This window comes from Brevundimonas sp. Leaf280 (assembly GCF_001422455.1).
Classification (GTDB): Bacteria; Pseudomonadota; Alphaproteobacteria; order Caulobacterales; family Caulobacteraceae; genus Brevundimonas.
This window is the reverse complement of record NZ_LMNC01000005.1, coordinates 108,254-132,281: the sequence shown is the minus strand read 5'-3', so window position 1 is coordinate 132,281 and position 24,028 is coordinate 108,254. Positions and strand designations below refer to the sequence as shown.

Genomic DNA, 24,028 nt, shown 5'->3' with positions numbered 1-24,028 from the left:
GTTTCAGCGTCCGCTGGGACGTTGAACCTGAATACGCCCCAGCCGTAAACGAGTGTTTACCCTGTCATTCCCGATGGAGACGACGATGACCCGCGACGCCGCCTGGACCGCCTTCGACCAAGCCGCCGCCGAGGCCGCCTCCGCGCGGATTGTGGATCAGTTCGCCGCCGATCCCAACCGGCTGGCGCGGATGTCGGTCGAGGCGGCGGGTCTTTATCTCGACCTATCGAAACAGAGCTGGACCAAGGCCGCCTTCGACGCCTGTCTGGACCTGGCGCGCGCCAGCGACGTCGAGGAGCGGCGCGCGGCCCTGTTCGCCGGCGAGGCCGTCAATCTGACGGAAGGGCGGGCGGTCCTACACCCCGCTCTGCGCGCTGCGCCGGGCGCCGACTTCAAGGCCCTGGGCGAGCCGGTCTCGGCCGAGGTGGACGCCGTGCGGGCGGACATGAAGGCCTATGCCGACGCCGTGCGGTCGGGCGCCGAGGCGAGCGCGACGGGACGCAAGTTCGAGGCGATCGTTCATGTCGGCATCGGCGGGTCAGACCTGGGGCCGCGCGTGGTCTGGGATGCGCTGCGCCCGCTGGACCCGGCCATCGACCTGCGCTTCGTCGCCAACATTGATCCGCGCGACATGGCCGAGGCGCTGACCGGCCTCGATCCCGAGACCACCCTGGTGGTGGTCGTGTCCAAGACCTTCACGACGCAGGAAACCTTGGCAAACGCCGAGGCGGCGAAAGCCTGGCTGGCGGCGTCGCTGCCGGCCGAGGGGATGACGAAACACTTCATCGGGGTGACGGCGGCGCCGGAGAAGGCGGCGGCCTTCGGCTGCGGTCGGACCTTCGCCTTCCGGGACTGGGTCGGTGGGCGGTATTCGCTGTGGTCGGCGGTCAGCCTGTCGTGCGGCATCGCCCTGGGCTGGGACGTGTTCGAACGGATGCTGGCGGGCGCCGCGGAGATGGATGCGCATTTCGTCTCGGCGCCGCTGGAGCGAAACGCGCCGATCCTGCTGGCCCTGGCCCAGGTGTTCAACGTCGATGGCCTGAACCGGCCCGCCCGCACCGTCGCCCCTTACGCCCACGCCCTGCGCCGCCTGCCGTCCTTCCTGCAGCAGCTGGAGATGGAGTCGAACGGCAAGCGGGTGCACCGCGACGGCACGCCGGTGACGCGCCAGACCTGCCCCGTCGTCTTCGGCGAGCCCGGCACCAACGGCCAGCACGCCTTCTTCCAGCAGATCCACCAAGGGCCGCAGACCGTCCCGGCCGAGTTCGTCATCGTGGCCAAGACTCATGAGGACGCGCCGGAGTCGCCGCTTTGGTCGAATGCGCTGGCTCAGGGCCAGGCCCTGATGCTGGGCAAGACGACCGAGGCCGGCAAGGCCGAGGGGTTGGCGCAAGGATTGTCGGAGGAGGAGGCGACGCGTCTGGCGTCCCACCGCACCTTTACCGGCAACCGTCCGTCGACGGCCATCGTCATGGAGCGGCTGACGCCCGAGACCCTGGGCGCGCTGCTGGCCCTCTATGAGCACAAGACCTTCGTCGAGGGCGTGATCTGGGACATCAACAGCTTCGACCAATGGGGCGTCGAACTGGGCAAGGTCCTGGCCAAGGCGATCCTGAAGGACTTGGACACGGGCGGCCCCTCGGCGGACCTGGATCCGTCCACGGCGGCCCTGATGCGCCGCCTGATGGGCTGACGCGAAAGGGGCCCGTCCTTGCCGGACGGGCCCTTCCAGTCATCTAAACTGTCAAACGCTTACCAGCGGCGGTCGTAGCGGTAGTCGCGATCATTGCGATAGTCGCGGCGGTCATAGCGCGAGTCGTAACGGCGGCTGTCGTAGCGGTAGTCGTAGCCCGAGCGGCTGCGGTCGATGCCGTGCTCGCGCTCCCAATGGCCTTGGTTACGGTAGCACTGGCCGCCGCGGTAGTATTCGCAGCCCGAGCCGCGGTTGGAGGCCACCGCGCCCAGCGCCGCGCCGGCAAGCGCACCGCCCGCGATGTAGCTGCCGTCGCCGTTGCCATAGATGGCGCCGGCCAAACCGCCCACCGCGGCGCCGATCAGGGCGTTACGACCGGTGTTGTCGCGATCGCGCGATTGGGCGGAAGCCGGAGCGGCCATCAGGCTCAGGGCCACGACGGGGGCGGCGGCGACCGCAGTAATCTTCAGCAGCTTGGACATCTTGGTCTCCTTGTTTGCTTGCCGATCTGCGTTTCCGGGGTGGGAAGGCATCCAGCGTTGAGGGCATTCTATCGCTCCCAGTTTGAACGACCCCGGAGGCCGGCATTCATTTTCGGTTCATTTGTCACCGAGAATTCGCGCGGCGATCCATCGCCGCCGCTTGACGATGACCCTGCCTCTGCCTAACTCCCGCTCGCGTTAGCACTCTCGCTGGTCGGCTGCCAAAACGGCGATCGCGGGAATGCCGCACACCGTTTCAAAAACGCCCCGATCCGGGGGTTTTACAGGGAGAAGTCCGATGGCGTTCCGTCCGCTCGGCGACCGCGTGCTGGTCAAGCGCGTTGAAGAAGAATCCAAGACCAAGGGTGGCATCATCATCCCCGACACCGCCAAGGAAAAGCCCCAGGAAGGCGAAGTCGTCTCCGTCGGCCCTGGCGTCCGTGACGAATCCGGCAAGGTCAACGCTCTGGAGCTGAAGGCCGGCGACCGCATCCTGTTCGGCAAGTGGTCGGGTACGGAAGTGAAGATCGACGGCGACGACCTGATCATCATGAAGGAATCCGACGTCCTGGGCGTGCTGTCCTGAGCACCCGACGTCTGAAGTTCTTCAATTAATCCATATAGATAGGAGCTGCCCGCATGGCCGCTAAAATCGTACACTTCAACACCGACGCGCGCGACAAGATGCTGCGCGGCGTCAACGTGCTCGCCAACGCCGTCAAGGTGACGCTGGGGCCCAAGGGCCGCAACGTCGTGATCCAGAAGTCCTTCGGCGCTCCGCGCTCGACCAAGGACGGCGTGTCGGTCGCCAAAGAGATCGAGCTGGAAGACGCCTTCGAGAACATGGGCGCCCAGATGATCCGCGAAGTCGCTTCGAAAACGAACGACAAGGCGGGCGACGGCACCACCACCGCAACCGTTCTGGCTCAAGCCATCGTGCAAGAGGGCCTCAAGGCCGTCGCAGCCGGCATGAACCCGATGGATCTGAAGCGCGGCATCGACAAGGCCGTCGGCCTGGTGCTGGAAGAGATCAAGTCGAACTCCAAGCCGGTCTCCAACAACTCGGAAATCGCTCAGGTCGGCACCATCTCGGCCAACGGCGACTCGGAAATCGGTGAGCTGATTGCTCAGGCGATGGCCAAGGTCGGCAACGAGGGCGTCATCACCGTCGAGGAAGCCAAGACCGCCGACACCACCGTCGATGTCGTTGAAGGCATGCAGTTCGACCGCGGCTACCTGTCGCCCTACTTCATCACCAACGCCGACAAGATGGAGGCCCAACTCGAAGAGCCGCTCATCCTGCTGTTCGAGAAGAAGCTGACCTCGCTGCAAGCCATGCTGCCGATCCTGGAAGCCGTGGTGCAGTCGGGCCGTCCGCTGCTGATCATCGCCGAGGACATCGAAGGCGAAGCCCTGGCGACCCTGGTCGTCAACAAGCTGCGTGGCGGCCTGCGCGTCGCCGCCGTCAAGGCTCCTGGCTTCGGCGATCGCCGCAAGGCCATGCTGGAAGACATCGCCATCCTGACGGGCGGCCAGGTCATCTCGGAAGACCTGGGCATCAAGCTTGAGAGCGTCACCATCGACATGCTCGGCAAAGCCAAGAAGGTCACGATCACCAAGGACGACACCACCATCGTCGAAGGCGTCGGCGGCAAGGACGAGATCGAAGCCCGCGTGGCCCAGATCAAGCGCCAGATCGAAGACACCACTTCCGACTACGACAAGGAAAAGCTGCAGGAACGTCTGGCCAAGCTGGCCGGCGGCGTCGCGGTTCTCCGCGTCGGCGGTTCGACCGAAGTCGAAGTGAAGGAAAAGAAGGACCGCGTCGACGACGCCCTGAACGCCACGCGCGCCGCGGCTGACGAAGGCATCGTTCCGGGCGGCGGCATCGCCCTGCTGAAGGCCTCCAAGATCCTGGCCGACGTCAAGGGCGACAACGCCGACCAGAACGCCGGCATCGCGATCATCCGTCGCGCCCTGCAGGCTCCGATCCGTCAGATCGCCGAAAACTCGGGCGTCGAAGGTTCGATCGTGGTCGGCAAGGTGCTGGAAAACGGCGACGCTTCGTTCGGCTTCAACGCCCAGACCGAAGAGTACGGCGACCTGGTGCAGATGGGCGTCATCGACCCGGCCAAGGTCGTCCGCACGGCCCTGCAAGACGCCGCTTCGGTGGCCGGCATCCTGATCACGACGGAAGCCGCCGTCGCCGACGCCCCCAAGAAGTCGGGCGGCGCCTCGGCCCCTGACATGGGTGGCATGGGCGGCATGGGCGGCATGGACTTCTAAGTCCAAGCTGACCGACGCTGAAATGCAGAAGGGCGGGGCCGCAAGGTCCCGCCCTTTTCGTTTGTCTATCCTCTCTGCGACGCGGGGAGGGTGTGGGCTGTCTCAGAACTCCGAAATCGCGCCCGGCTTACGGGACCGCGTCTTCAGCCACATGACGCCCAGCAGATCCGAGACCGACGCGCGCAGGCGGCCCCAGTTGGTGTATTTCGACCGACCGACCTCGCGGTGGCGGTGGTCCACATCGAGGTACTGGTTCTTGAACCCTTCGCGGATCATCAGGGCCGGCAGGTAGCGGTGGATGTGATCGAAGTAGGGCAGGCGCAGGAAGACGTCGCGGCGGAAAGCCTTCAGCCCGCAGCCGGTGTCGTCGGCGTCGTCGCCCAGAAGTTTGCGGCGGATGCGGTTGGCCCAGATTGAGGCCTGGCGTTTGGCCTCTGTGTCCTGGCGTTTGGCGCGACGGCCGCCGACCAGGCCCACGTCGCCGGGGGCGGACAGAAGCGCATCGACCAGGCGGGGCGCATCGGCCGGCGGGTTCTGGCCGTCGCCGTCCATCGTCACCACGACCGGCGCGCGCGCGGCCAGGACGCCGGTGCGGACCGCGCGGCTCTGGCCCGCATTGGTCCCGTGGGCCAGCACGCGGAGAGCTGGCAGTTCGGCCATGGCCGCCTTCAGCTCGGCCAGGGTCGCGTCTTTCGAGGCGTCATCGACGAAGATCATCTCGTACGAACGGCCAGCGAAGGCGGCGGCGATCTCGCGCGCCAGGGGCACGGCGGCGCCCGCCTCGTCATGGACGGGAACGACGACGGAGATATCGGGATTTTCAGCGCTCATCGGCGCTCCATAGAGGATAACTGAAGCTTAGGGGAGACGGCTGACGCAGGCGTGGTCGCCGTGTAAGGAGTCTGGAATGAAGACTTTCGATCTGGATGGCCGCATCGCCGGCTGGCGCGGGCCGGTTCTCGCGGCCCTGCTGACGTTGATCGCCGGCCTGCCGGGCCTGCTGCTGCTGCCGCCGCTGGATCGCGACGAGAGCCGGTTCGCCCAGGCCACGTCCCAGATGCTGGAAAGCGGCGACTATGTCGATATCCGCTATCAGGACGAGCCGCGCTGGAAGAAGCCGGTCGGCATCTACTGGATGCAGGCGATCGCCGTGGGTCTGACCTCGGATGTCGAGGACCGCGAAATCGCGCCCTATCGCATCCCATCCCTGCTGGGCGCCATGCTAGCGGCCTGGGCCGTGGCCTGGGCGGGGTCGGCCATGCTGGGCGGGCGGGTCGGCTTCTTCGGCGGGGCCATCATGGGGGCGACCTTCCTTTTGTCCACCGAGGCGGGGATCGCCAAGACCGACGCCATGCTGTGCGGCGCGACGACCCTGGCCATGGCGGCGTTGGCGCGCATCTATATGGCGACGAAGGCGGGCGAACGACCGATCCGGCCGCACAAGCTGCTGTTCTGGATCGGGATCGGGCTGTCGATCCTGATCAAGGGACCGATCGGGTTTCTGGTCGTGGCCTTGGCGATCATCGCCCTGTCGATCTGGGATCGAAACATAAAATGGCTTTATCGCCTCGGCTGGGGTTGGGGCCTGCCGCTGGTCGCCCTGATGGTCGGGCCGTGGGCCATCGCCATCACCATCGCCACTGACGGCGGCTTCTGGCGCGAGGCCATCGGCGGGGACCTGGCGCCCAAGATCGCCGGCGCGCATGAAAGCCATTCGGGCTTCCCCGGCATGTATCTGCTGCTGGCGCCCCTGCTGTTCTTCCCTTCGACCCTGCTCTTGCCCGCCGCCGTCTCGACGGGGTGGAGCCGACGCGCCGAGCCGGCGATCCGGTTCCTGGTCTGCTGGCTGGTCCCAGGCTGGCTGATGTTCGAACTGGCGCCGACCAAGCTGTGGCACTACACCCTGCCGACCTTCGGAGCGCTGGCCCTGTTGGCGGCCGCGGCCCTGGCCCAACCCATCGGCAAGGTCTCGCGCATCACCGGCGCGGTGCTGGGCGCGTTCGCGGCCCTGCTGATTATCGGCATCACCGTCTATGGGTTGACCGTCTATGGCACCTCGACGGCCCAGACCTGGGCGGCGCTGACGGTGGTCATGGCGCTGGCGGCGGGGGCGATGGGGGGCTTCCTTCTGCTGAACCGCGCGCCGGTCGCAGCGCTGGTCGCCTCGCTGGCCTTCGGGATCGTGGCGCACGCGGCCCTGTCGGGCACCATCCGCCAGCTGCGGCCCCTGGCCATCGCGCCACAGCTTGAAAAGGCGCTGGAGGCGGCCGACCTGCACCCGCGTCAGGGGCGCACGCCGGGGCCGGTGGCGATCACCGGCTTCCATGAACCCAGCTTCGTCTTCCTGACCGGACGCGACACCGACCTGACCGACGCCCAAGGCGCGGCCGAGGCCCTGGCCGAGGGGCGGCCCGCCATCGTCGAAGGACGCGACGCCGACGCCTTCCGTGCGGCCGCCGCGCGTCTGGGCGTGTCCGGTCGCGCGGTCGGGACGGTCAACGGCTACAACTATTCGGCAGGCGATCCGGTCAGCCTGACCGTCTATGCGCCGCCGCCCAGAAACGGGAATGGTAACGGGAACGGGAACGGGAACGGGAACGCCGCAGCGGGAGCCGAGTGATGGGCCGCTTCATCCAGATCGTCGAAGTCGGGCCGCGCGATGGCCTGCAGAACGAAAAGGCGGTGCTTGAGCCCGCCGTCCGCGCCGATCTGGTGCGGCGGCTCGAGCAGGCGGGGGCGAGACGGATCGAGGCCGTCTCCTTCGTCCATCCCAAATATGTGCCGCAGATGGCCGGCGCCGAAGAGGTTATGGCCGCCCTGCCGCACGAAGCGGGGCGCAGCCGCATCGGCCTCGTGTTGAACGGCAAGGGCTATGACCGGGCGCTGGCGACCGGGGTGGACGAGGTCAATGTCTCGGTCGCCGCCACCGACGGCTTCGGCCTGAAGAACCAGGGCCTGGCGGTGAAGGATCAACTGGCCATGCTGGGCGAGATCGTCGCCCGCCGCCACAACGCCGAGGCCAGCGAGGGCGCGCCGTCGCTGTCGGCCATGATCTCTTGCGTCTGGGGCTGTCCGTTCGAGGGCGAGGTTTCCGTCGACCAGGTCGCGGACATGGTCGGCGCCATCGCCGAGATGGGCGTCGGCGAGATCGGTCTGGCCGACACCATCGGCGCAGGCGATCCCTGGGCGGTGACGAAAAAGGTCGAGGCGGCCAAAGCGGCCGCGCCCGACGCGATCCTGCGACTGCATTTCCACGACACCCGCAACACCGGCCTGGCCAACGCCTACGCCGGCGTCGAGGCCGGGATCGACGTGCTGGACGCCTCGGTCGGGGGGATCGGCGGCTGTCCGTTCGCGCCGGGCGCCACGGGAAACATCGCCACCGAAGACCTGGCCTATATGCTGGCGCGCGGCGGGTTCGAAACCGGCTATGACCTGGACGCCCTGATCGCGACGGCGCGCTGGATCGGCGAGGCCATCGGGCGGCCGGCGCCGTCGGCGCTCAGCCGGGCAGGTGGATTTCCCAAGGCTTGAACCTTTGTGGCGGCGTTTCGCAAACGGCGCTAAATCAGGGTGAATAGGCGTAGCCGTTGGACCGGCTGCGAAGAGGACCGTCCATGCTGCTCGCCATTCCGCTGCTGCTGATCCCGGTGGTGCTCTACAATATCGTGGTGCTGTTCGGCGCGCCGAGCGAGGCGGGGATGGTGCAGGCGGACTTGCTGCTGCGCGATCCGCTGTTTTCCGTCACGATGACCTCGGGCGCGCAATGGACGATCGGATCCGGCGACCTGATCCTGTTTCTCGGCCTGATCCTGCTGTTCTTCGAGCTGGTGAAGTCCACATCCAGCCAGCGCATCGCCATCATCAATCACGCCCTGTCGATGATCCTGTTCATCGGCGTGCTGGTGGAGTTCCTGCTGCTGCCGGGGTTCGCGACCTCGACCTTCTTTCTGATCGTGATCATGATCCTGCTGGACGTGCTGGCCGGGTTCATCGTGACCATCATCGCGTCGCGCAAGGATTTCGATTTCGGCGGGGCGTAAGCCGAACGGCTCTCCCCAACAACGGGCTCAAGTAGCGCGAAGCGCGATAGCCCTTAAGAAAAAGCCGTGAAGATCAGGGCGACGACGGCGACGTCGAAGGCTTTGGCGGCGAGGGCGAAGACGGCGGGCATGGGCGGGTCCGGCTGAGAGCGTTCTGCCTCGCCCCCAGCAAACCCCGTGCCGCCCGAGCGGCGTCAGCTCAGATGTCGGTCTTGGCGGTCTTGCCCGTTTTCGGACGACGCTCGGCCGCACCCGAATATTCGGCTCCGAGGTAGGCGGAGCGGGCTGCGTCCAGCACTGGCGGGCCGCCGCGCAGGCCGCGTTTCTGCCCGCTCTGGCCCATCTGCTGGGCGACGAAGGCGGCGGCGCCGGGCTCGGGCGTCGGCAGGACGGCAGCTCTTGCCGGGGTCGGTTGGGGCTTGACGATCTCAGGCGCATCGACGGGGACCAGGGCGCGCGAGGCGGATCGGGCGCGCCGCTCGCGCTCGCGGCGTTCGCCTTCACGGCGATCCACCCGGTCCGGTCCGCCGACGGCCTGGATCCGGTCGGTCATTTGCTCTTGCCGCCCGCCAGTTTCTCGATCTGACGGCGCATCTCGTCCATCTGGCGACGCATTTCGTCCAGGGCGTCCGGCGCCTCGGGCGGCGGGGCCGGCTCGGCCTTGTCATCCGACGCGGCCGGGGTCGGCTCGGCGCGCGGATAGGTGAAGGCCGGGAACATCTGCATGGCGCGCTCGAACATCGCCATATTGGCCCGCGCGGCGTCCTCCATCAGGGTCGCGCCCGCGCCGGTGCCGAAGGCGCGGCCCATCTGACTGGCGAACTGTTCCTGCTGACGACCGAAGTTGGCCAAGGACATCTCCAGATAGGAGGGCAGGACGCCCTGCATCTGACCGCCGTAAAAGCCGATCAGCTGGCGCAGGAACTGAACCGGCAGCAAGGCCTCGCCCCGGCTCTCTTCCTCGAAGATGATCTGGGTCAGGATCTGGCGGGTCAGGTCGTCGTTGGTCTTGGCGTCATAGACGACGAACTCCGTGCCCTCGCGCACCATGGTGGCCAGGTCTTCCAGCGTCACATAGGCGCTGGTCCGCGTGTTGTAGAGCCTGCGGTTCGCATACTTCTTGATGACGACCTGAGCGCTGTCGCCGGTCTTTCCACCCTTGGTCTTTTCGTCAGCCACGCTTGTTCTCGCGATGTTGCAACGCGTCACTATCCTCCGTTGCGACGCGATGCGCCAGAGGGGGCGAAACCGCCGGGAACGGACGATCGATCAGTGGCTCATGGCCGGGGCCAGCACGACGCCGACCAAGACGGCTGTCCAATGCACGGTCGCTCCGGTGACGACGAATCCGTGCCAGATGGCGCGGCGGAACTTCACGCGCGGGCTGATGAAGACGAAGACACCGGCGGTATAGATCAGGCCGCCGATGACCAGCAGGGCCAAGGCGATCGGATGCACCGTCTCGACCATCGGCTTCAGCGCCGCGACCGCCAGCCAGCCGAAGACGACATAGACGCCGCTCCAGAACTTGTCCGAGATGCGCGGCGCGAACAGCTTCACCCCGGCGCCGAGGAAAGCCAGGGTCCAGATCAGGGTGGTGAATCCGATGGCCCACAGACCCTCGAACCGTTGGGTGGTGAAGGGGGTGTAGCTGCCGGCGATCATCAGGAAGATCGCCGCCTCGTCCAGTCGCCGCAGCACCGGCCGCGCGGCGCAGGGGTTGGTCCAGTTGTAGATTGTCGAGGCCGTCAGCATGCCGACGAGGCACAGGGCGTAGATGGCGGTGGCCATCACGCCGCCGATCCCCGCATAGACCCCGGCCAGACCAGCCAGGATGATGCCGCCGACCGCCGCCAGCATCAGGCCGACGACGTGGACCCACAGATCCGCCAGCTTTTCCGCGCGCGTCGGATAGTGCTCGATCATGTCCAGCTCGTCCGGCGTGCAGACGTGGGTGACAAGACGTTTCAGCGTGCGCAGCATGGACCTTCCAATCCGTCGATCGCCTTTATCGTTCCCCGACAATGCGCCGACAGGGTGACGATTGGCTGAATCGCGCCCTGTCCATGTCGTCGCAGGTGACGAACGCGCTGCAATGCGGCAAAACGGTCACGCCGAGTTATTCTCCAAAGAGTGAAATCCCATGACCGACGTCGTCATCGTTTCCGCCGCGCGCACCCCGGTCGGCTCCTTCTTGGGCGCCCTGTCGTCGCTTCCGGCGTCCAAGCTGGGCGAGATCGCCATCAAGGCGGCGCTGGAACGGGCCGGTGTTTCCGGCGACGAGGTCGATGAGGTGATCCTGGGTCATGTGCTGCAGGCCGCCGCGGGTCAGGGCCCTGCGCGCCAGGCGGCCGTCGGCGCGGGCGTTCGAAAGGAAGCCGCCGCCTGGAGCCTGAACCAGATCTGCGGCTCGGGCCTTCGCGCCGTCGCCATCGCCGCCCAGCAGATCGCTCTGGGCGACGCCAGGATCGTCGTCGCCGGCGGACAGGAGAGCATGAGCCAGGCGCCGCACGCCCAGCAGCTGCGCAACGGACACAAGATGGGCGACGTCGCCCTGGTCGACACCATGGTCAAGGACGGCCTGTGGGACGCCTTCAACGGCTATCATATGGGTCAGACGGCCGAGAATATCGCCGAAAAATGGTCCATCAGCCGCGAGGCGCAGGACGAATTCGGGCTGGCCAGCCAGCACAAGGCCGAGACGGCCCAGAACGCCGGCAAGTTCGATGACGAGGTCACGCCGGTCGTCATCCCCGGCCGCAAGGGCGATGTGACGGTCGACAAGGACGAATACATCCGCCACGGCGCGACGCTGGAGCTGATGCAGAAGCTCAAACCCGCCTTCACCAAGGAGGGCAGCGTCACCGCCGCCAATGCCTCCGGGCTGAACGACGGGGCCGCCGCCCTGGTGCTGATGAGCGCCGACGAGGCCAAGACGCGCGGGCTGGAGCCGCTGGCCCGCATCGCCTCCTACGCCACCGCCGGCGTCGATCCATCGATCATGGGGACCGGCCCGATCCCGGCGTCCAAGAAGGCGCTGGAGAAGGCGGGCTGGAGCGTCGCGGATCTGGATCTGGTCGAGTCCAACGAGGCCTTCGCCGCCCAGAGCCTGTGCGTGGTCAAGGAACTGGGTCTCGACCCGGCCAAGGTCAACGTCAACGGCGGCGCCATCGCCATCGGCCACCCCATCGGCGCCTCGGGCGCGCGCATCCTTACGACGCTTCTGTTCGAGATGAAGCGCTCGGGCGCGAAGAAGGGTCTGGCGACCCTGTGCATCGGCGGCGGCATGGGCGTGGCCATGTGCGTCGAGCGCGCGTGATCCGCTAAGAAGAAAAGGGGCGAGGTCTCCCTCTCCCCCTCAAATCTTAATCCGCCGCGGGATACTCGAACGGATCGCTCGGCGTGGGCTGGGTCGGCAGCGGCATGCGGGGCAGGGGTTCGTCGCGGTTGGCGGCGTTCAGCAGGAAACTGGCCAAGATGACGGCCGCCTGACGCAGGTCCTCGGCCTTCAGGTGGTCATAGCTGTCGATGCTGGTGTGGTGCAGGCGGCTGGAATAGTCGAGCGGGTCCTGGATGAACTGATATCCCGGCACGCCGACGGTCTGCATATAGACGTGGTCGGTGCCGCCCGAATTGCGCAGCGAGACCGTCGTCGCGCCCATGCTGGCGAACGGCGCCAGCCATTCCTGGAAGATCGGGGCGGCGGCGACATTGCCCTCGGCGTTGATGCCGCGGATCTTGCCCGAGCCGTTGTCCAGATTGAAATAGGCGACCAGATCGCGATAGCCGGCGCGCGGCTCAATCGGCCAGCGGCTGCGCCAAGTGCGGTTGTCCGGCAGGCCCGACAGCGCCGGATCGTTCGACGGCGCGCGCGTCGCCAAATGCCGGTCCACATAGGCCAGCGAGCCCAGGATGCCTTGCTCTTCGCCGTTCCACAGGGCGAAACGGATGGTGCGCTTGGGCTTGACGTTGAGGGCCTTCAGGATGCGCGCGGCCTCCATGACCACCGCGCTGCCGGCGGCGTTGTCGACCGCGCCGTCCGAGGCGACCCAGCTGTCCAGATGGGCGCCCGCCATGACGTATTCGGTTCCGCGCGCCGTGCCGGGGATGTCGGCCAGGATGTTGTAGGCGTTGACGTCCTCGTCGTGGAACCGGACCTCGCTCATCAGCTCCAGCGTCGGCGGCGCGTCGGTCAGGGCGAGGCGCGCCAAGCGGCGATAGTCCTCGGCCGCCAGCTCCATCCCCGCCAGCTTGGGCGTGGCGCCGACCTGATAGGTGTAGCCCGTGCCGTGCAGTAGGCCGCCGTCACGCTGGGAAATCCGCACCCAGGCCAGGGCGCCTTGTTCAGCCAGGAAGGCGTCCAGCTGATTGGCGAAGTTGACGGTCTTCAGCGAGCGTTCGATGGCGGCCGGCGAATGTTGAGGCTGATTATAGGTGTTGCGCTCGGCCAGTTCGGCGCTGGTCCAGCGGCGGAAGGCCGGCTCGGTCGGCTCCGATCCCGTGCCCGGCTGGGACAGCATGACGATCTTGCCCGACAGCTTACCGCGCCACTTGTCGAAATCCTCGACCTTGGAGATCGGGGCCACGATCACGCCGCCGCTGATCACGCCATTGGTCGAGGGCGTCCAGGCCACCGGGATGGCGCGCAGATCCAGCGGGCGCGGCGCGGTCATGCGGGCGCTGGAGCGGACGATGGACCAGCCCCGGCCGAACTCGAACCCTTCGGCGCGCACGTCGGACAGACCGTAGTCGCGGAACTGCTGCTGCGCCCAGCGTTCGGCTTCGCGCATCTGGGGCGAGTTGGTCATTCGCCCACCGATCCGGTCGGTCAGATAGGCGGCGGTCTGCATCACCTGGCTGTGGTTCAGCCCCTGATCGATGATGCCGTTGACGGCGACGCGGTCCACCGACTGGGCGGCGACCGGCGTGGCGAGAAGAGCGGCGGCGGAGACGAAGGCGAGCAGACGCGACATGGATTTCCCCAAGAAAGCCCGATGGCTGAACAGGGGCGCATCTGAGGTGATCCGGTCGCGGAGTGCAAACCGCAAACGGCGTTCAGGCCGCGACGATCAGCCCCATGTTCACCCGCATCGTCACCCCCAGGGGCCGCGCGGCTCGCTCGGGGTGGTCGGGACGCCCGTGGTCGTGAAACCGGCGGCCGGTCGCGGCTGGGTCAGGTCCGGCGTTCGGGCGCGCGGCTGCATGCCCATCTTCGCGCCCAGCTCCATCAAGGCCCGGACGCGGTTTCCCGTCGCCGGATGGGTTGAGAACAGATTGTCCGCGCCGCGTCCCGCCAGCGGATTGATGATGAACATCTGACCCGAGGCCGGATTGCGCTCGGCCGTCTGATTGGTGATCCGCCTGGCATAGGCGTCGATCTTCTGCAGGGCCGAAGCCAGGGCCTGGGGATCGCCGGCGATCTCGGCGCCGACGCGGTCGGCCTCATATTCGCGGCCCCGGCTGATGGCCATCTGCACCAGGCCGGCGGCCATGGGCGCTAGCAGCATCAGGGCGATCGTGCCAATAATGCCGCCCGGCCGCTCGCGGTCGTTGCCGCCGAAGAACAGGGCGAAGTTGGCGAGCGCCGCGATGGCGCCCGCGATGGTCGCCGTCACCGTCATGATCAGGGTGTCGCGGTTCTTCACATGGGCCAGCTCGTGCGCCATCACCCCGCGCACCTCCTCGCGCGTCAGCATGTCCAGCAGGCCGGTAGTGGCGCAGACGGCGGCGTTCTCGGGGTTTCGGCCCGTGGCGAAGGCGTTGGGCTGATCATTGGGAATGATGGCGACCTGCGGCTGGGGCAGGCCGGCGTCGCGGGCCATCTGACGCACGTCGGCGACATAGTTGCGGACCACGGCGTTGGGGTGCTGCTCATCTACCGGCTGGGCCCGGTACATCTTCAGCACGATCTTGTCGGCGTTCCAGTAGCTGAACAGATTCATCCCGCCCGCGAGCAGCAGGGCGATCGCCATGCCGGGGCCGCGACCGATCATATAGCCGACCCCTGCGAACAGGGCAGTCATCGCCGCCAACAGAATGAAGGTCTTCAGATGGTTCATCGCGGTTCCATTCCCGATCCGTCTGGCGTCACGGGCTTGAACCTCTATTTGAGAGAAGGCGCATCAAGCCTCAAGGGAGCCGCCCTGTGACCGAACATCCCACCCTCGCGCCGAATGACGCCGACGAAACGCCGGTTGCGGCGCCCGTTTTCAATGCCGACGTGCCCCACGCCACGCCTGAACGGCAGCTCAGCGAGGCCGCGCGGCGCGCGCTTCAGGAAGCGGCGGATCGTCGCGCGGCGGAATCGACGGTTCAAGCGGATACGGAATACGGCGGTCCGACCGGTCCCGAACCGACCCGTTTCGGCGACTGGGAGAAGAAGGGGCTGGCGGTCGATTTCTGACCCGCCGGGCCTGCTGCGACGGGCGCAAAGGTTAACCACGCCTTAAGAAACAGGCGCCGGACTTGCCAGTCACGGGACAACTCAGAGGAGTCTGTCCCGTGACGATACAGTCGATACTTACCGCCGCGTCGGCGGCTCTGCTGCTCTCCGCAGCGCCCGCTTTGGCCGGTGGTCCCGGTCACGGGGGTTATGGTGGCGGCCACCCCGGCGGCGGCTGCGGCGGCGGATGCGGCGGCGGCGGTCACTATGGCGGCGGCAACTACAACGCCAACCACAACGTCAATGTGAACGTGAACGGCGGCGCCAACGCCAACGCCAACGCCTATGCGAGCGCCTCCAGCTATTCGGCGAGCAGCGCCCGATCCTATTCCAGTTCGTCCAGCTTCCAACGCGGCTATGTCGGCGGCGGCACGACCTACGTCGGAAGCGGCGGTTATTCGGACGGCTATTACGGCGGCGGCTATGTCGGCGGCGTCAGCGCGACCTCGGTCCTGGTCGGCCGTCCTCCGGTCAGCGCCCCGGTCGGCTATCCGGTCTATGGGTTCGGCCGTGACTACATCGGCTGGCGTCCGTATCCGGGACGTCCGGTCGACTGCAACTGCCGTCCGCCCGTTCGCCCGCCGGTTCGCTACGAACAACGCTATGAGCAGCGTTACGAGCAAAGCTACGTCGATCAGCCGCCGGTCTATGTCCAGGCGCCGCCCGTCCAGATCGCGCCGCAGCGCATCTATGTCGCCCCGTCTCAGGTCAGCATGGCCCCGCCCCAGATCGAGATGGGACCGCCCACCTATATCGAACAGCCGCCCATCTATGTGCAGGCGCCGCCGGTGAACATCGGGCCGCAGCGCGTTCAGGTGGCTCCGTCGCAGGTGAACCTGGCCCCGGCCCAGGTCGATGTCGGCCCGCCCGTCTACGTCGATCAGGCCCCGGTCTATGTGCAGTCGGCGCCCGTCAACATCGGCCCGCAACACATCCAGGTCGCCCCGGCCCAGGTCAATGTCGCGCCCGCCCAGGTCGAGGTCGGCGGCCCGGTCTATGTCGATCAGTCGCCGGTCTATGTGCAGTCCGCACCGGTCAATGTGGCCCCGGCCCAGGTCTATGTCGCGCCGCCGGAAGTGAACACCGCCCCGCCGCCTCCGCCCCCCCCGCCGGTGCCGTCGGGCTACTACGGCGATCTGCCGCCGCCCGAGGCGCCTGCGCCCCACGCCCCGCCGCGTCACGGCTACGCCCAGGAGCCGGGCGAGCGCGGCTGATCGCTTCGCGCTGGAATAACTGAAGACGAACGGTCGCCCTGGTCTGTCTCAGATCAGGGCGATCTGCTGTGCGATCGCTTGCGCGGCCGCGCGCGGATCGGTCGCCGCCGTGATCGGCCGGCCGATGACCAGATGGGTCGCGCCGGCCTGAAGCGCCGCCTGTGGCGTCGCCGCCCGCGCCTGATCGTCCAGCGCGGCGCCGACCGGTCGTACGCCGGGCGTGACGATCAGAAAGTCGGGCCGGCCCGCCTCGTCCGCCAGAGCCCGAGCACGCGCTGCCTCGTGCGGGCTGGAGACGACGCCGTCGATCCCGGCCTCAAGCGCCTGCCTCACGCGCCGGTCGACCAGATCGGCCGGCGACAGGCTGTGGTCGTCGGCGGCCAAATCGTCGGCCGTCAGGCTGGTCAGGACCGTAACCCCCAGCACCTTCATCTTTGAACCCGCCGCGCCGCGCGCCGCCGCCGCCATGACCTGGGGCCGCGCATGCACCGTCAGCAGGTCGCAATCGGCGCCCGCCAGATTGGCCGTCGCCTTCTCCACGGTCGCGCCGATGTCGTGCAGTTTCCAGTCCAGGAAGATCTTTCGCCCCTGCGCCTTCAGCTCACGCGCCAGCGCCATGCCGTCGACCGCGAACAGTTGCAGTCCGACCTTATAGAAGCCGATCGCGTCGCCGATCCGCTCGGCCAGAGCGGCCGCCTCGGCCGTCGTCGGGACGTCCAGGGCGCAGATGATCCGCTCGTCGGGCGCGCGATCGGAGGAGGTTTGGGGATCGGTCATCGACGGACTCGCGCTGAGCGGCTATGCCGGACACGAGGGCGCGTCGGCAGGGCGGCGTGATGGATTGAGGGCGAGGGCAGGCGATGAACGCAGTCGATTTGGGTGTCAACCTGTTCGTGACCCTGTTCGCCCTGGTGGACCCGATCGGCAATCTGCCGATCTTCGCCGCCGCGACGGCCGGGGCGACCCTGCGTCAGCGGATTTCGGTCTCGGCCCTGATCTGCGCCTTCGCCGCCGTCTTCCTGGCCTTCTTCCTGTTCACAGGCCTGGGCCTGTTGCAGTTCTTTGGCATTTCGCTGGCGGCGTTCCGCATCGCGGGCGGCATATTGCTGCTGTTCCTGGGGCTGGACATGGCGCGCGGCGACTTCCTGGCCATGTTCGCCGACAAGGATGCGCTGGCCGATTCCAAGGACGTGCGCGGCTATGCCCGCCGACGTTTCCAACGCCTGGTCGTGCCCTTCGCCATCCCGCTGATGATCGGCCCCGGCGCCATCTCGGCGGTCATCATCCAGGCGGGCGAGGCGGCCAAGCTGGGCTATGCTGGAACCATGGGCTCGCTGGTGGCGATCGCGGCGGCCTGCGCCGTCTCCTTCGTCTGTTTCGCCCTGACCGGGTCGCTCAGCCGCCTGCTGGGCGAGGTCGGCATGGCGATCATCGTCAAGGTGCTGGGGCTGATCCTGTGCGCCCTGGCAATCCAGTTCATCCTGCTGGGCCTGGGCGAGGCCATTCCCGGCATGATCTCCGGCGCGGTGACGACGCCCTATCCGGCGACCAAATAGGCCGGGTTCAGTCCGTGTCGTCCTCGATGGCGTGGATGTCGTCGTCGGTCAGACCCAGGTGATGGCCGATCTCGTGGATCAGGACGTGGGCGATCAGTTCGCCGATCCCCACGTCGCCGCGCTCGCACCACTCGTCCAGGATGGGACGCCGATAGAGGAAGACCCGCGACGGCTCGGCCGCCGGGCCCAGGCTGTCGCGCCGGCCGATGTCCACGCCATGATACAGGCCCGTCAGCTCGAACGGATCCTCGATCTCCATCTCCGCCAGCGTCGCCTCGTCGGCGAAGTCGTCGATGCGGATGACCACCTCGCCCGCCGCCTGCTTGAACGGTCCGGGCAGGGCGTCGAACGCCTCCTGAGCCAGGCGGGCGAAGTCGTCGAGGGAGGGGGCGATCGGGTCGGTCATGCCCGCGATATCGCCGCCCCGACGCCCTGCCGCAACGGGGCGCGATGACGCGATCACGAGACTGCCGCTTTTTCGCGCGCTTGGAGTATGGTTAGCGAATCGGGGCTGAGACTCTTCTCCAGGGACACGAATGGCCGAGGCCGACATCGCCTATGTCGCCACAGCGGGCGCAGCCGGACTGGCCATGGCCGTCAGCGCCTGGGCCTTGCTGCTGCGTGGGCGGTTGCATGAGACCGCCGTCGCCGCCGAGCGCGAGCGGGTCGAGGCCCTGGCCGACCTCAGCCGCCATGACGCCATGCTGCGCGCCTTCGACGACGTCAGCCTGGCCCTGACGCCGGACGGGCAGGCGGCCGGTCTGCCGATCGGTTCGGCCGAACTGATCGCGCGGCTGGCGGGTGAAGACGCCGAGGCCGGGGCCGCCGTCCTGAACAAACTCCGGATCACCCACGGCGCGCTGATCGACGCCCTGGTTCACGAAGGTCAGGCGTTCGAAGGTCTGGTCGCGCTGGACGATGTGGAGCCCTGGCGGATCGAGGGGCGGGTCGCGGGCGGTTCGGCCTGGCTGCGGCTGTCGCCCGCCTCGCGCTTCACCCTGACCGGGGCGGATGCGACCGAAAGCGGCCTGGCCCTGCTGGGCGACGCCTCGCCGACCCCGACCTGGGTCGTGGACGGGACCGGCAAGCTGGCCTGGGCCAACCGCGCCTGGCTGAACGAAACCAATGCCGAGAGCATCGACGACGCCGTCGAAAAGGGCGTGTCTTTCGACCGCGGCGCCGACGCCCTGGTCGCCGAGGCCGCGCGGCTGGGCGTGCGACAGGAGGGCTTCCGCTGGACGACCGGCGGGGGCGCGCGGCGCGCCTGGCGCATCATCGCCGAGCCAGCGGGCGGCGGCGCCGTCACGGCCTTCGCCATCGAGGTGACCGAGGCGGAAGAGACGCGCGACACCCTGCGCCGCCACGTCGATGCCCATGACGAGACGCTGAACCACCTGGCCGACGCCGTGGCCATCTTCGGCCCGCAGAAGCGGCTGGCCTTCCACAACACCGCCTTCCAGACCCTGTTCGACATCGACGCGGCCTGGCTGGACGAACGTCCGACCCATGCCGAGCTGCTGGATCGTCTGCGCCAGCGTCGCAGCCTGCCCGAGGTCGTCGACTACGCCGGCTGGAAGGCGCGCGAGCTTGAGTTCTATGGCGCGTCGGAGGCCTCGCCGGACGACAGCTGGTCCCTGCCGGACGGGCGCACTTTGCGCGTCGTGCGGCAGCCGCACCCGCTGGGCGGCATTCTGCTGATCTTCTCGGACATCACCGACGAGCTGAAGCTGCGCAGCCGCTTCAACGCCCAGATCCAGGTCCAGCGCGCGACGCTGGACAAGTTGAACGACGCGGTCGCGGTGTTTGGCTCGGACGGCCGACTGCGGCTGCATAATGAGGCGTTCGAGACCTTCTGGAACCTGTCGGCGGACAAGATCGCGACGGCCTCGGACTTCGACGCCCTAGCCGAACTGTGCAAGGCCGTGCTGCCCGATCCCGCCCTGTGGCTGGGGCTGAAGGCGCGCGTCGCCGATCCCGACCCCGAAAGCCGCGTCGCCATCTCCGGCGAGGGCCGGACCGTGGACGGTCGCGTCGCCGCCTGGCAGACTCGCCCCCTGCCGGACGGCGCGACCCTGGTCGCCTTCTCGGACGTGACCGCGCGACGCGGGCTGGAGCAGGCGCTCGTTCAGCGCGAACAGGCCCTGGCCGAAAGCCAGGCGCTGAAGCGCGAGTTCGTGGGCAGCGTCTCCTATGAGCTGCGCACGCCGCTGACGACCATCGTCGGCTATTCCGAACTGCTGGAGACGATGGGCGACCTGCCCGAGCGCAGCCGCCAGCACGCAGGCGCCATCCGCATCGCCGCCAGCCAACTGGCCCGCTCCATCGACGACGTGCTGGACATGGCCCAGATCGACGCCGGAGAGATGGAGCTGTCGCTGGGCGATCTGCGGGTCTGCGACCTGCTGAGCCAGGCCGCCGAAAAGGTTCGGGCGCGGGTCGAGGGACGCGGCGCCACACTCACCGTTTCCTGTCCTGCCGATCTCAAACCCATCCGCGCCGACGAACACCGCATCGGCCAGGCGCTGGATCATCTGCTGGAGAATGCGGCGCGCGCCGTGTCCGAAGGCGGGGCGGTGGAGCTGAAGGCCGAGACCGGCCCGTCCGAAATCCGCTTGACGGTGTCCGACACCGGGCGCGGAATCCCCTATCATCTTCAGGCCCACGTCTTCGACCGCTTCGTGCGGCGCGAGAGGGGCGGTCCCGGCGTGGGTCTGGCCTTGGTGAAGGCCCTGGTCGAACTGCACGGCGGCTGGGCCGAGGTCGAAAGCGAGCCGGGCAAGGGCGCCGCCTTCATCCTGCACCTGCCGCTGGGCGCCGCGACCACCGCCGCCGCGCCCGAGCTTCAGCTGGAACTCTAGCGCCGCGACGCTTTCGAGGTATCGCGCGCCGGGCCGAACTCGGCGCCCGCGTTCCATTCCGGCCATTGGTCGCCGTCCGCCAGTTCGCGACCGACCGCGTAGATCAGGGCGACATCGGCGGCGGCGGCGTCCATCGTCCAGGTCGAATCCCATTCGTCCGTGGGCTGATGATAGCGGTTCTGGACGTAGTCTCGGCTGGCGGCGCTGGCGCCGGTAAAGCCCGCCGCTGAGAACAGGGCCGGCACGCCCTTCAGCGCCAGGGGGAAATGGTCCGAGCGATAGAAGGCCCCGGCCTGGGGCGCCGGATCGGCGATCAGGGTGCGGCCCGTCTCGGTCGCGTGGCGCGCCAGAATGTCGTCCAGCTGGTTCTTGCCCTTGCCGATGACGACGACGTTCGGGTCGATCTCGGTCCCTGGCAACAGGCTGTCGACGTTGATGTTGGCGACCGTGGTCTCCAGCGGCCAGACCGGATTGGCGGCGTAATAGGTTGAACCCAAGAGGCCCGCCTCTTCGCCCGACCAAGCGGCGAAGACGACCGACCGCTTCGGACGCGGACCCTCGGCGAAGGCGTGGGCCAGCTCCAGCAGGGCGGCGACGCCAGTCGCATTGTCCACCGCCGCATTATAGATTTTGTCGCCCTGGGCGTTCGGGGTGCCGACGCCGTAGCCGTCCCAATGGGCGCCGTACATCACGGTTTGGTCCGGGCGTTCGGAGCCGGGAATGCGGGCGATGACGTTCCTGGTCTCCACCTTGTCGGCGATCTGGCCGAAATCGACGCTCATCGTCAGGTCGGGCAGGACGACGGGCTTGAAATCGGCGCTGCGCGCTCTGTCCTTCAGGGCGGCGAAGTCCAGGCCGGCGGCGGTGAACAGCTCTTCCGCCTTGGCGCGCTGGATCCAGCCCTGGAACGCCGCGAGCTCGGCGTCGGGGTTGGCGCGCACGATGTCGAACTTGGGCGCGGCCGATGAGTTCTGCAGCGTCGACCAGGGATAGCCGGCGCCGGCCGTCTCATGCACCACCAGCACGCCCGCCGCGCCACGACGACCCGCCTCCTGGAACTTGTAGGTCCAGCGGCCATAGAAGGTCATGGCGTTTTCGTCGAACTTGCCCGCGACCGGATCGCCGTCGGGCGCCTGGAAGTCGGGATCGTTGACCAGGACGACGATGACCTTGCCGCGCACGTCCATGTCCTTGAAATCGTCCCACTGGCGCTCGGGCGCCGTGGCGCCGTAGCCGACGAAGACCACGGGCGCGGCGGTCACCGTGATGTGGTTGGTCGGACGGTCGCTGGACACCAGAACGTCGGGACCGCGCTCCAGGCTGATGGTCTTGCCGCCGACGGTCGCGGCGACGGTCGCCGGACCGTCCTGGCGCGTGCGTGACAGACGGGCGACCTGGACGAAGGCGCCGTCCGGCCCGCCGCCCTCGGCCCCCGCGGCCTTGAACTGTTCGACGAGCCAGGCGACGGTCTTTTCCTCGCCGGCCGAGGCGGTGGCGCGGCCTTCGAAATCGTCCGACGCCAGAACCCGAACCGACTCATTCATCCGCGCGGCGTCGATGTTCGGCGCCGTCTCCTGCGCCAGGACCGGGGACCAGGCCATCATCAAGGCCAAGACGGAAACAGCAGGGAGGGCGTGGCGCATCGGATACTCCTGATCGAACCGCGCGACCCTGCCTTTCTCAGTCCCGGCTGTCGAGCCAGTCGATAACGCCCTCGGCCGCGACGACGGCGGAGGCGAAACTGGCCTGAAGTAGATAGCCGCCGGTCGGCGCCTCCCAATCCAGCATCTCGCCGGCGACGAAGACACCCGGACGCGCGGCCAGCATCAGCCGTTCGTCCACGCCGTCCAGTTTGACGCCGCCCGCCGAGGAAATCGCCCGCTCCAGTCCCTGAACTCCGGTCAGGGTCAGCGGCATCGCCTTGATCCATTCGGCCAAGGCCCGAGGCGAGGCAGGCAGGGGACCGGCCTCATACAACAGGGCGACGGCGGCCGACTCCAGTCCGACCACTTTGCGCAGATGGTTCGACAGGCTGGCCTTGCCGCGCGGCTTCGACAGCCGGTCGGTCAGTTTTCCGACCGCCACATCCGGCTTCAGGTCGATCTGGATCTCGGCGCGCCCCGCCGTCTCGACCGTCGTCCTCAGCGCGGCGGACAGCGCATAGATGGCGCCGCCCTCAATACCGTAACGGGCGATCATCGCTTCGCCCCGCGCCGTCCGGTCGCCATAGGTGACAGCGACGCCTTTCAGCGGCTGGCCCGCGAACCGATCACGGAACAGCGCCGACCAGGCCACATCGAAGCCGACATTGGCCGGACGGAACGGCGACACGGCGGCGCCCTGCGCTTCCAGCCACGGCGTCCAGGCCCCGTCCGAACCCAGGCGCGGCCAGCTGGCGCCGCCCAAAGCCAGGACCACGGCGTCGGGCCGTTCCAGCCGCTCGCCCTCCGGCGTCTCGAACGTCAGCGCGCCGTTGCGCCAACCGCTCCAGCGCGAGCGCGTGCGGACGTCGACCCCCTGCGTCTCCAGCCGCGCCAGCCAGGCCCGCACCAGTGGCGACGCCTTCATGGCCTTTGGAAACACCCGCCCGCTTGAGCCGACGAAGGTTTCCTGCCCCAGTGCCTCGACCCAGGCGGTCAGGTCGGCAGGCGTGAACCGGTCGATCCAGGCGGCGGCCGTCGGCTGGGCGGGACCATAGCGCGTCATAAACCGGTCCAGCGGTTCCGAATGGGTCAGGTTCAGCCCGCCGCGCCCGGCCATCAGCAGCTTGCGGGCCACGGACGGCATCCGGTCGTGCACCACGACCGTTGTCCCCGCCTGCGCCAGCCGTTCGGCCGCCATCAATCCGGCGGGCCCGGCGCCGATCACATGGACGGTGCGGGAGGTCGTAAGACTGGGCGACTGTTGCATGGCGTGGCTTTGCGCGCTTGCGGCCGCGCTGGCTATAGGCGTCGTCATCGCTATGTTCCCCACCATGAGCGTTGCCTTCACCCGCGAAGAAGATCTGGAAGCCACTGCCGCCGACCTGGCGGACCGCCCGATCTCGCCCCATCCCAATCTGGTCACGCCCGAGGGGCTGGCCGCGATCGAGGCCGAACTGGCCTCGGCCCGCGCCGCCTATACCGCCGCCCAGGTGCAAGGCTCGATCGAGAGCGACCGCACCGCCATGGCGCGCGCGACGCGGGACCTCCGCTACTGGTCCGCACGGCGCGCCTCGGCCCAACTGATCGCGCCGACCGAGGACGATGGGGCTGTGCGGTTCGGGGGTTCCGTCTCCATCGAGCGCGAGGATGGGCGCGCCCAGACCTGGCGCATCGTCGGCGAAGACGAGGCCGATCCGGCCGCAGGCTCGGTCAGCCATGTCTCGCCCCTCGCCCGCGCCGTCATGGGCAAAAGGGTCGGCGACGAGGTGACGGTGGCCGGTCAGTCGGCCGAGATCGTCGCGGTCGGTTAG

Annotated in this window: 23 protein-coding genes; 12 read left to right on the top strand and 11 right to left on the bottom strand. The window is 68.0% G+C overall.

The features are described 5' to 3' along the window. The first annotated feature begins 85 nt into the window (after positions 1-85). On the top strand, positions 86-1,693 hold the full coding sequence (gene pgi, locus ASF31_RS10445; RefSeq protein ID WP_055754700.1) for a glucose-6-phosphate isomerase: 1,608 nt from the start codon (positions 86-88) through the stop codon (positions 1,691-1,693). Positions 1,694-1,752: 59 nt separating this feature from the next. Here pgi and ASF31_RS10440 read toward each other — a convergent pair whose 3' ends face one another. Beyond that, positions 1,753-2,175, bottom strand: coding sequence for a hypothetical protein (locus tag ASF31_RS10440; RefSeq protein ID WP_055754585.1), 423 nt, complete (start codon positions 2,173-2,175; stop codon positions 1,753-1,755). 298 nt (positions 2,176-2,473) lie between these two features. On the opposite strand from ASF31_RS10440, the gene groES reads away from it, so the two are divergent. Next, complete coding sequence (groES, locus tag ASF31_RS10435) at positions 2,474-2,761, top strand: co-chaperone GroES (RefSeq protein WP_008259448.1); 288 nt, start codon at positions 2,474-2,476, stop codon at positions 2,759-2,761. Between the two features lie 53 nt (positions 2,762-2,814). Continuing rightward, positions 2,815-4,461: a chaperonin GroEL gene (gene groL / locus ASF31_RS10430; protein WP_055754584.1), complete on the top strand. Its 1,647-nt coding sequence runs from the start codon at positions 2,815-2,817 to the stop codon at positions 4,459-4,461. 102 nt (positions 4,462-4,563) lie between these two features. Here groL and ASF31_RS10425 read toward each other — a convergent pair whose 3' ends face one another. Next, a complete protein-coding gene (locus ASF31_RS10425; protein WP_055754583.1) occupies positions 4,564-5,292 on the bottom strand; it encodes a glycosyltransferase family 2 protein in 729 nt (242 codons plus the stop codon). 76 nt (positions 5,293-5,368) lie between these two features. Between ASF31_RS10425 and ASF31_RS10420 the strand changes: the two genes are divergently transcribed. From ASF31_RS10420 to ASF31_RS10410, 3 genes are all read left to right on the top strand, one after another. Then, positions 5,369-7,081, top strand: a complete 1,713-nt coding sequence (locus ASF31_RS10420; RefSeq protein ID WP_055754582.1) for a glycosyltransferase family 39 protein — start codon at positions 5,369-5,371, stop codon at positions 7,079-7,081. Beyond that, entirely contained in the window at positions 7,081-7,995 is a 915-nt protein-coding gene (locus ASF31_RS10415; RefSeq protein WP_055754581.1) for a hydroxymethylglutaryl-CoA lyase, read from the top strand. Before ASF31_RS10420 ends, ASF31_RS10415 begins: the two co-directional genes overlap by 1 nt. A gap of 83 nt (positions 7,996-8,078) precedes the next feature. Beyond that, complete coding sequence (locus ASF31_RS10410; protein WP_055754580.1) at positions 8,079-8,504, top strand: hypothetical protein; 426 nt, start codon at positions 8,079-8,081, stop codon at positions 8,502-8,504. Between the two features lie 199 nt (positions 8,505-8,703). Here the strand turns inward: ASF31_RS10410 and ASF31_RS10405 are convergent, their stop codons facing one another. The 3 genes from ASF31_RS10405 to ASF31_RS10395 all read right to left on the bottom strand — a co-directional run bounded on the left by ASF31_RS10405 (position 8,704) and on the right by ASF31_RS10395 (position 10,487). Beyond that, positions 8,704-9,057, bottom strand: coding sequence for a hypothetical protein (locus ASF31_RS10405; RefSeq protein WP_055754579.1), 354 nt, complete (start codon positions 9,055-9,057; stop codon positions 8,704-8,706). Beyond that, positions 9,054-9,683: a polyhydroxyalkanoate synthesis repressor PhaR gene (gene phaR / locus ASF31_RS10400; protein WP_055754578.1), complete on the bottom strand. Its 630-nt coding sequence runs from the start codon at positions 9,681-9,683 to the stop codon at positions 9,054-9,056. Before phaR ends, ASF31_RS10405 begins: the two co-directional genes overlap by 4 nt. A gap of 90 nt (positions 9,684-9,773) precedes the next feature. Beyond that, entirely contained in the window at positions 9,774-10,487 is a 714-nt protein-coding gene (locus ASF31_RS10395; RefSeq protein WP_017505478.1) for a hemolysin III family protein, read from the bottom strand. A gap of 160 nt (positions 10,488-10,647) precedes the next feature. On the opposite strand from ASF31_RS10395, the gene ASF31_RS10390 reads away from it, so the two are divergent. Continuing rightward, positions 10,648-11,823, top strand: coding sequence for an acetyl-CoA C-acetyltransferase (locus ASF31_RS10390; protein ID WP_055754577.1), 1,176 nt, complete (start codon positions 10,648-10,650; stop codon positions 11,821-11,823). 46 nt (positions 11,824-11,869) lie between these two features. Here the strand turns inward: ASF31_RS10390 and ASF31_RS10385 are convergent, their stop codons facing one another. Together ASF31_RS10385 and htpX are read right to left on the bottom strand one after the other, a co-directional pair. After that, a complete protein-coding gene (locus tag ASF31_RS10385; RefSeq protein WP_055754576.1) occupies positions 11,870-13,477 on the bottom strand; it encodes a M20/M25/M40 family metallo-hydrolase in 1,608 nt (535 codons plus the stop codon). 120 nt (positions 13,478-13,597) lie between these two features. Next, positions 13,598-14,563: a zinc metalloprotease HtpX gene (gene htpX / locus ASF31_RS10380; RefSeq protein ID WP_055754575.1), complete on the bottom strand. Its 966-nt coding sequence runs from the start codon at positions 14,561-14,563 to the stop codon at positions 13,598-13,600. Positions 14,564-14,649: 86 nt separating this feature from the next. On the opposite strand from htpX, the gene ASF31_RS10375 reads away from it, so the two are divergent. Further along, entirely contained in the window at positions 14,650-14,907 is a 258-nt protein-coding gene (locus tag ASF31_RS10375) for a DUF1674 domain-containing protein (RefSeq protein ID WP_082465113.1), read from the top strand. A gap of 98 nt (positions 14,908-15,005) precedes the next feature. Then, positions 15,006-16,160: a hypothetical protein gene (locus tag ASF31_RS10370; RefSeq protein ID WP_055754574.1), complete on the top strand. Its 1,155-nt coding sequence runs from the start codon at positions 15,006-15,008 to the stop codon at positions 16,158-16,160. 48 nt (positions 16,161-16,208) lie between these two features. Here the strand turns inward: ASF31_RS10370 and pyrF are convergent, their stop codons facing one another. Continuing rightward, complete coding sequence (pyrF, locus tag ASF31_RS10365; protein ID WP_055754573.1) at positions 16,209-16,937, bottom strand: orotidine-5'-phosphate decarboxylase; 729 nt, start codon at positions 16,935-16,937, stop codon at positions 16,209-16,211. Positions 16,938-17,020: 83 nt separating this feature from the next. On the opposite strand from pyrF, the gene ASF31_RS10360 reads away from it, so the two are divergent. Further along, complete coding sequence (locus ASF31_RS10360; RefSeq protein WP_055754572.1) at positions 17,021-17,716, top strand: MarC family protein; 696 nt, start codon at positions 17,021-17,023, stop codon at positions 17,714-17,716. Positions 17,717-17,723: 7 nt separating this feature from the next. Here the strand turns inward: ASF31_RS10360 and ASF31_RS10355 are convergent, their stop codons facing one another. After that, entirely contained in the window at positions 17,724-18,122 is a 399-nt protein-coding gene (locus ASF31_RS10355; protein ID WP_055754698.1) for a metallopeptidase family protein, read from the bottom strand. 130 nt (positions 18,123-18,252) lie between these two features. Between ASF31_RS10355 and ASF31_RS10350 the strand changes: the two genes are divergently transcribed. Further along, positions 18,253-20,574 (top strand): PAS domain-containing sensor histidine kinase, encoded by a 2,322-nt coding sequence (locus ASF31_RS10350; RefSeq protein WP_039245812.1) that lies wholly within the window; start codon positions 18,253-18,255, stop codon positions 20,572-20,574. Here ASF31_RS10350 and ASF31_RS10345 read toward each other — a convergent pair. Then, on the bottom strand, positions 20,571-22,217 hold the full coding sequence (locus ASF31_RS10345) for a M28 family peptidase (RefSeq protein ID WP_055754571.1): 1,647 nt from the start codon (positions 22,215-22,217) through the stop codon (positions 20,571-20,573). The genes ASF31_RS10350 and ASF31_RS10345 overlap by 4 nt on opposite strands. Positions 22,218-22,254: 37 nt before the next feature. After that, positions 22,255-23,484, bottom strand: coding sequence for a TIGR03862 family flavoprotein (locus ASF31_RS10340; RefSeq protein WP_055754570.1), 1,230 nt, complete (start codon positions 23,482-23,484; stop codon positions 22,255-22,257). 64 nt (positions 23,485-23,548) lie between these two features. Here ASF31_RS10340 and greA point away from each other — a divergent pair, with 64 nt between their 5' ends. After that, positions 23,549-24,028, top strand: coding sequence for a transcription elongation factor GreA (greA, locus tag ASF31_RS10335; protein ID WP_026108478.1), 480 nt, complete (start codon positions 23,549-23,551; stop codon positions 24,026-24,028).

Bases quoted from the DNA above. Each gene is read 5' to 3' on its own strand.
- ASF31_RS10405 (WP_055754579.1), bottom strand. From the start codon at position 9,057: ATGACCGACCGGATCCAGGCCGTCGGCGGACCGGACCGGGTGGATCGC.
- ASF31_RS10425 (WP_055754583.1), bottom strand. From the start codon at position 5,292: ATGAGCGCTGAAAATCCCGATATCTCCGTCGTCGTTCCCGTCCATGAC.
- ASF31_RS10355 (WP_055754698.1), bottom strand. From the start codon at position 18,122: ATGACCGACCCGATCGCCCCCTCCCTCGACGACTTCGCCCGCCTGGCT.
- groL (WP_055754584.1), top strand. From the start codon at position 2,815: ATGGCCGCTAAAATCGTACACTTCAACACCGACGCGCGCGACAAGATG.
- pgi (WP_055754700.1), top strand. From the start codon at position 86: ATGACCCGCGACGCCGCCTGGACCGCCTTCGACCAAGCCGCCGCCGAG.
- ASF31_RS10390 (WP_055754577.1), top strand. From the start codon at position 10,648: ATGACCGACGTCGTCATCGTTTCCGCCGCGCGCACCCCGGTCGGCTCC.
- pyrF (WP_055754573.1), bottom strand. From the start codon at position 16,937: ATGACCGATCCCCAAACCTCCTCCGATCGCGCGCCCGACGAGCGGATC.
- ASF31_RS10345 (WP_055754571.1), bottom strand. From the start codon at position 22,217: ATGCGCCACGCCCTCCCTGCTGTTTCCGTCTTGGCCTTGATGATGGCC.
- ASF31_RS10410 (WP_055754580.1), top strand. From the start codon at position 8,079: ATGCTGCTCGCCATTCCGCTGCTGCTGATCCCGGTGGTGCTCTACAAT.
- ASF31_RS10415 (WP_055754581.1), top strand. From the start codon at position 7,081: ATGGGCCGCTTCATCCAGATCGTCGAAGTCGGGCCGCGCGATGGCCTG.
- ASF31_RS10440 (WP_055754585.1), bottom strand. From the start codon at position 2,175: ATGTCCAAGCTGCTGAAGATTACTGCGGTCGCCGCCGCCCCCGTCGTG.
- greA (WP_026108478.1), top strand. From the start codon at position 23,549: ATGAGCGTTGCCTTCACCCGCGAAGAAGATCTGGAAGCCACTGCCGCC.
- htpX (WP_055754575.1), bottom strand. From the start codon at position 14,563: ATGAACCATCTGAAGACCTTCATTCTGTTGGCGGCGATGACTGCCCTG.
- ASF31_RS10350 (WP_039245812.1), top strand. From the start codon at position 18,253: ATGGCCGAGGCCGACATCGCCTATGTCGCCACAGCGGGCGCAGCCGGA.
- ASF31_RS10395 (WP_017505478.1), bottom strand. From the start codon at position 10,487: ATGCTGCGCACGCTGAAACGTCTTGTCACCCACGTCTGCACGCCGGAC.
- groES (WP_008259448.1), top strand. From the start codon at position 2,474: ATGGCGTTCCGTCCGCTCGGCGACCGCGTGCTGGTCAAGCGCGTTGAA.
- ASF31_RS10360 (WP_055754572.1), top strand. From the start codon at position 17,021: ATGAACGCAGTCGATTTGGGTGTCAACCTGTTCGTGACCCTGTTCGCC.
- ASF31_RS10420 (WP_055754582.1), top strand. From the start codon at position 5,369: ATGAAGACTTTCGATCTGGATGGCCGCATCGCCGGCTGGCGCGGGCCG.
- ASF31_RS10385 (WP_055754576.1), bottom strand. From the start codon at position 13,477: ATGTCGCGTCTGCTCGCCTTCGTCTCCGCCGCCGCTCTTCTCGCCACG.
- ASF31_RS10340 (WP_055754570.1), bottom strand. From the start codon at position 23,484: ATGCAACAGTCGCCCAGTCTTACGACCTCCCGCACCGTCCATGTGATC.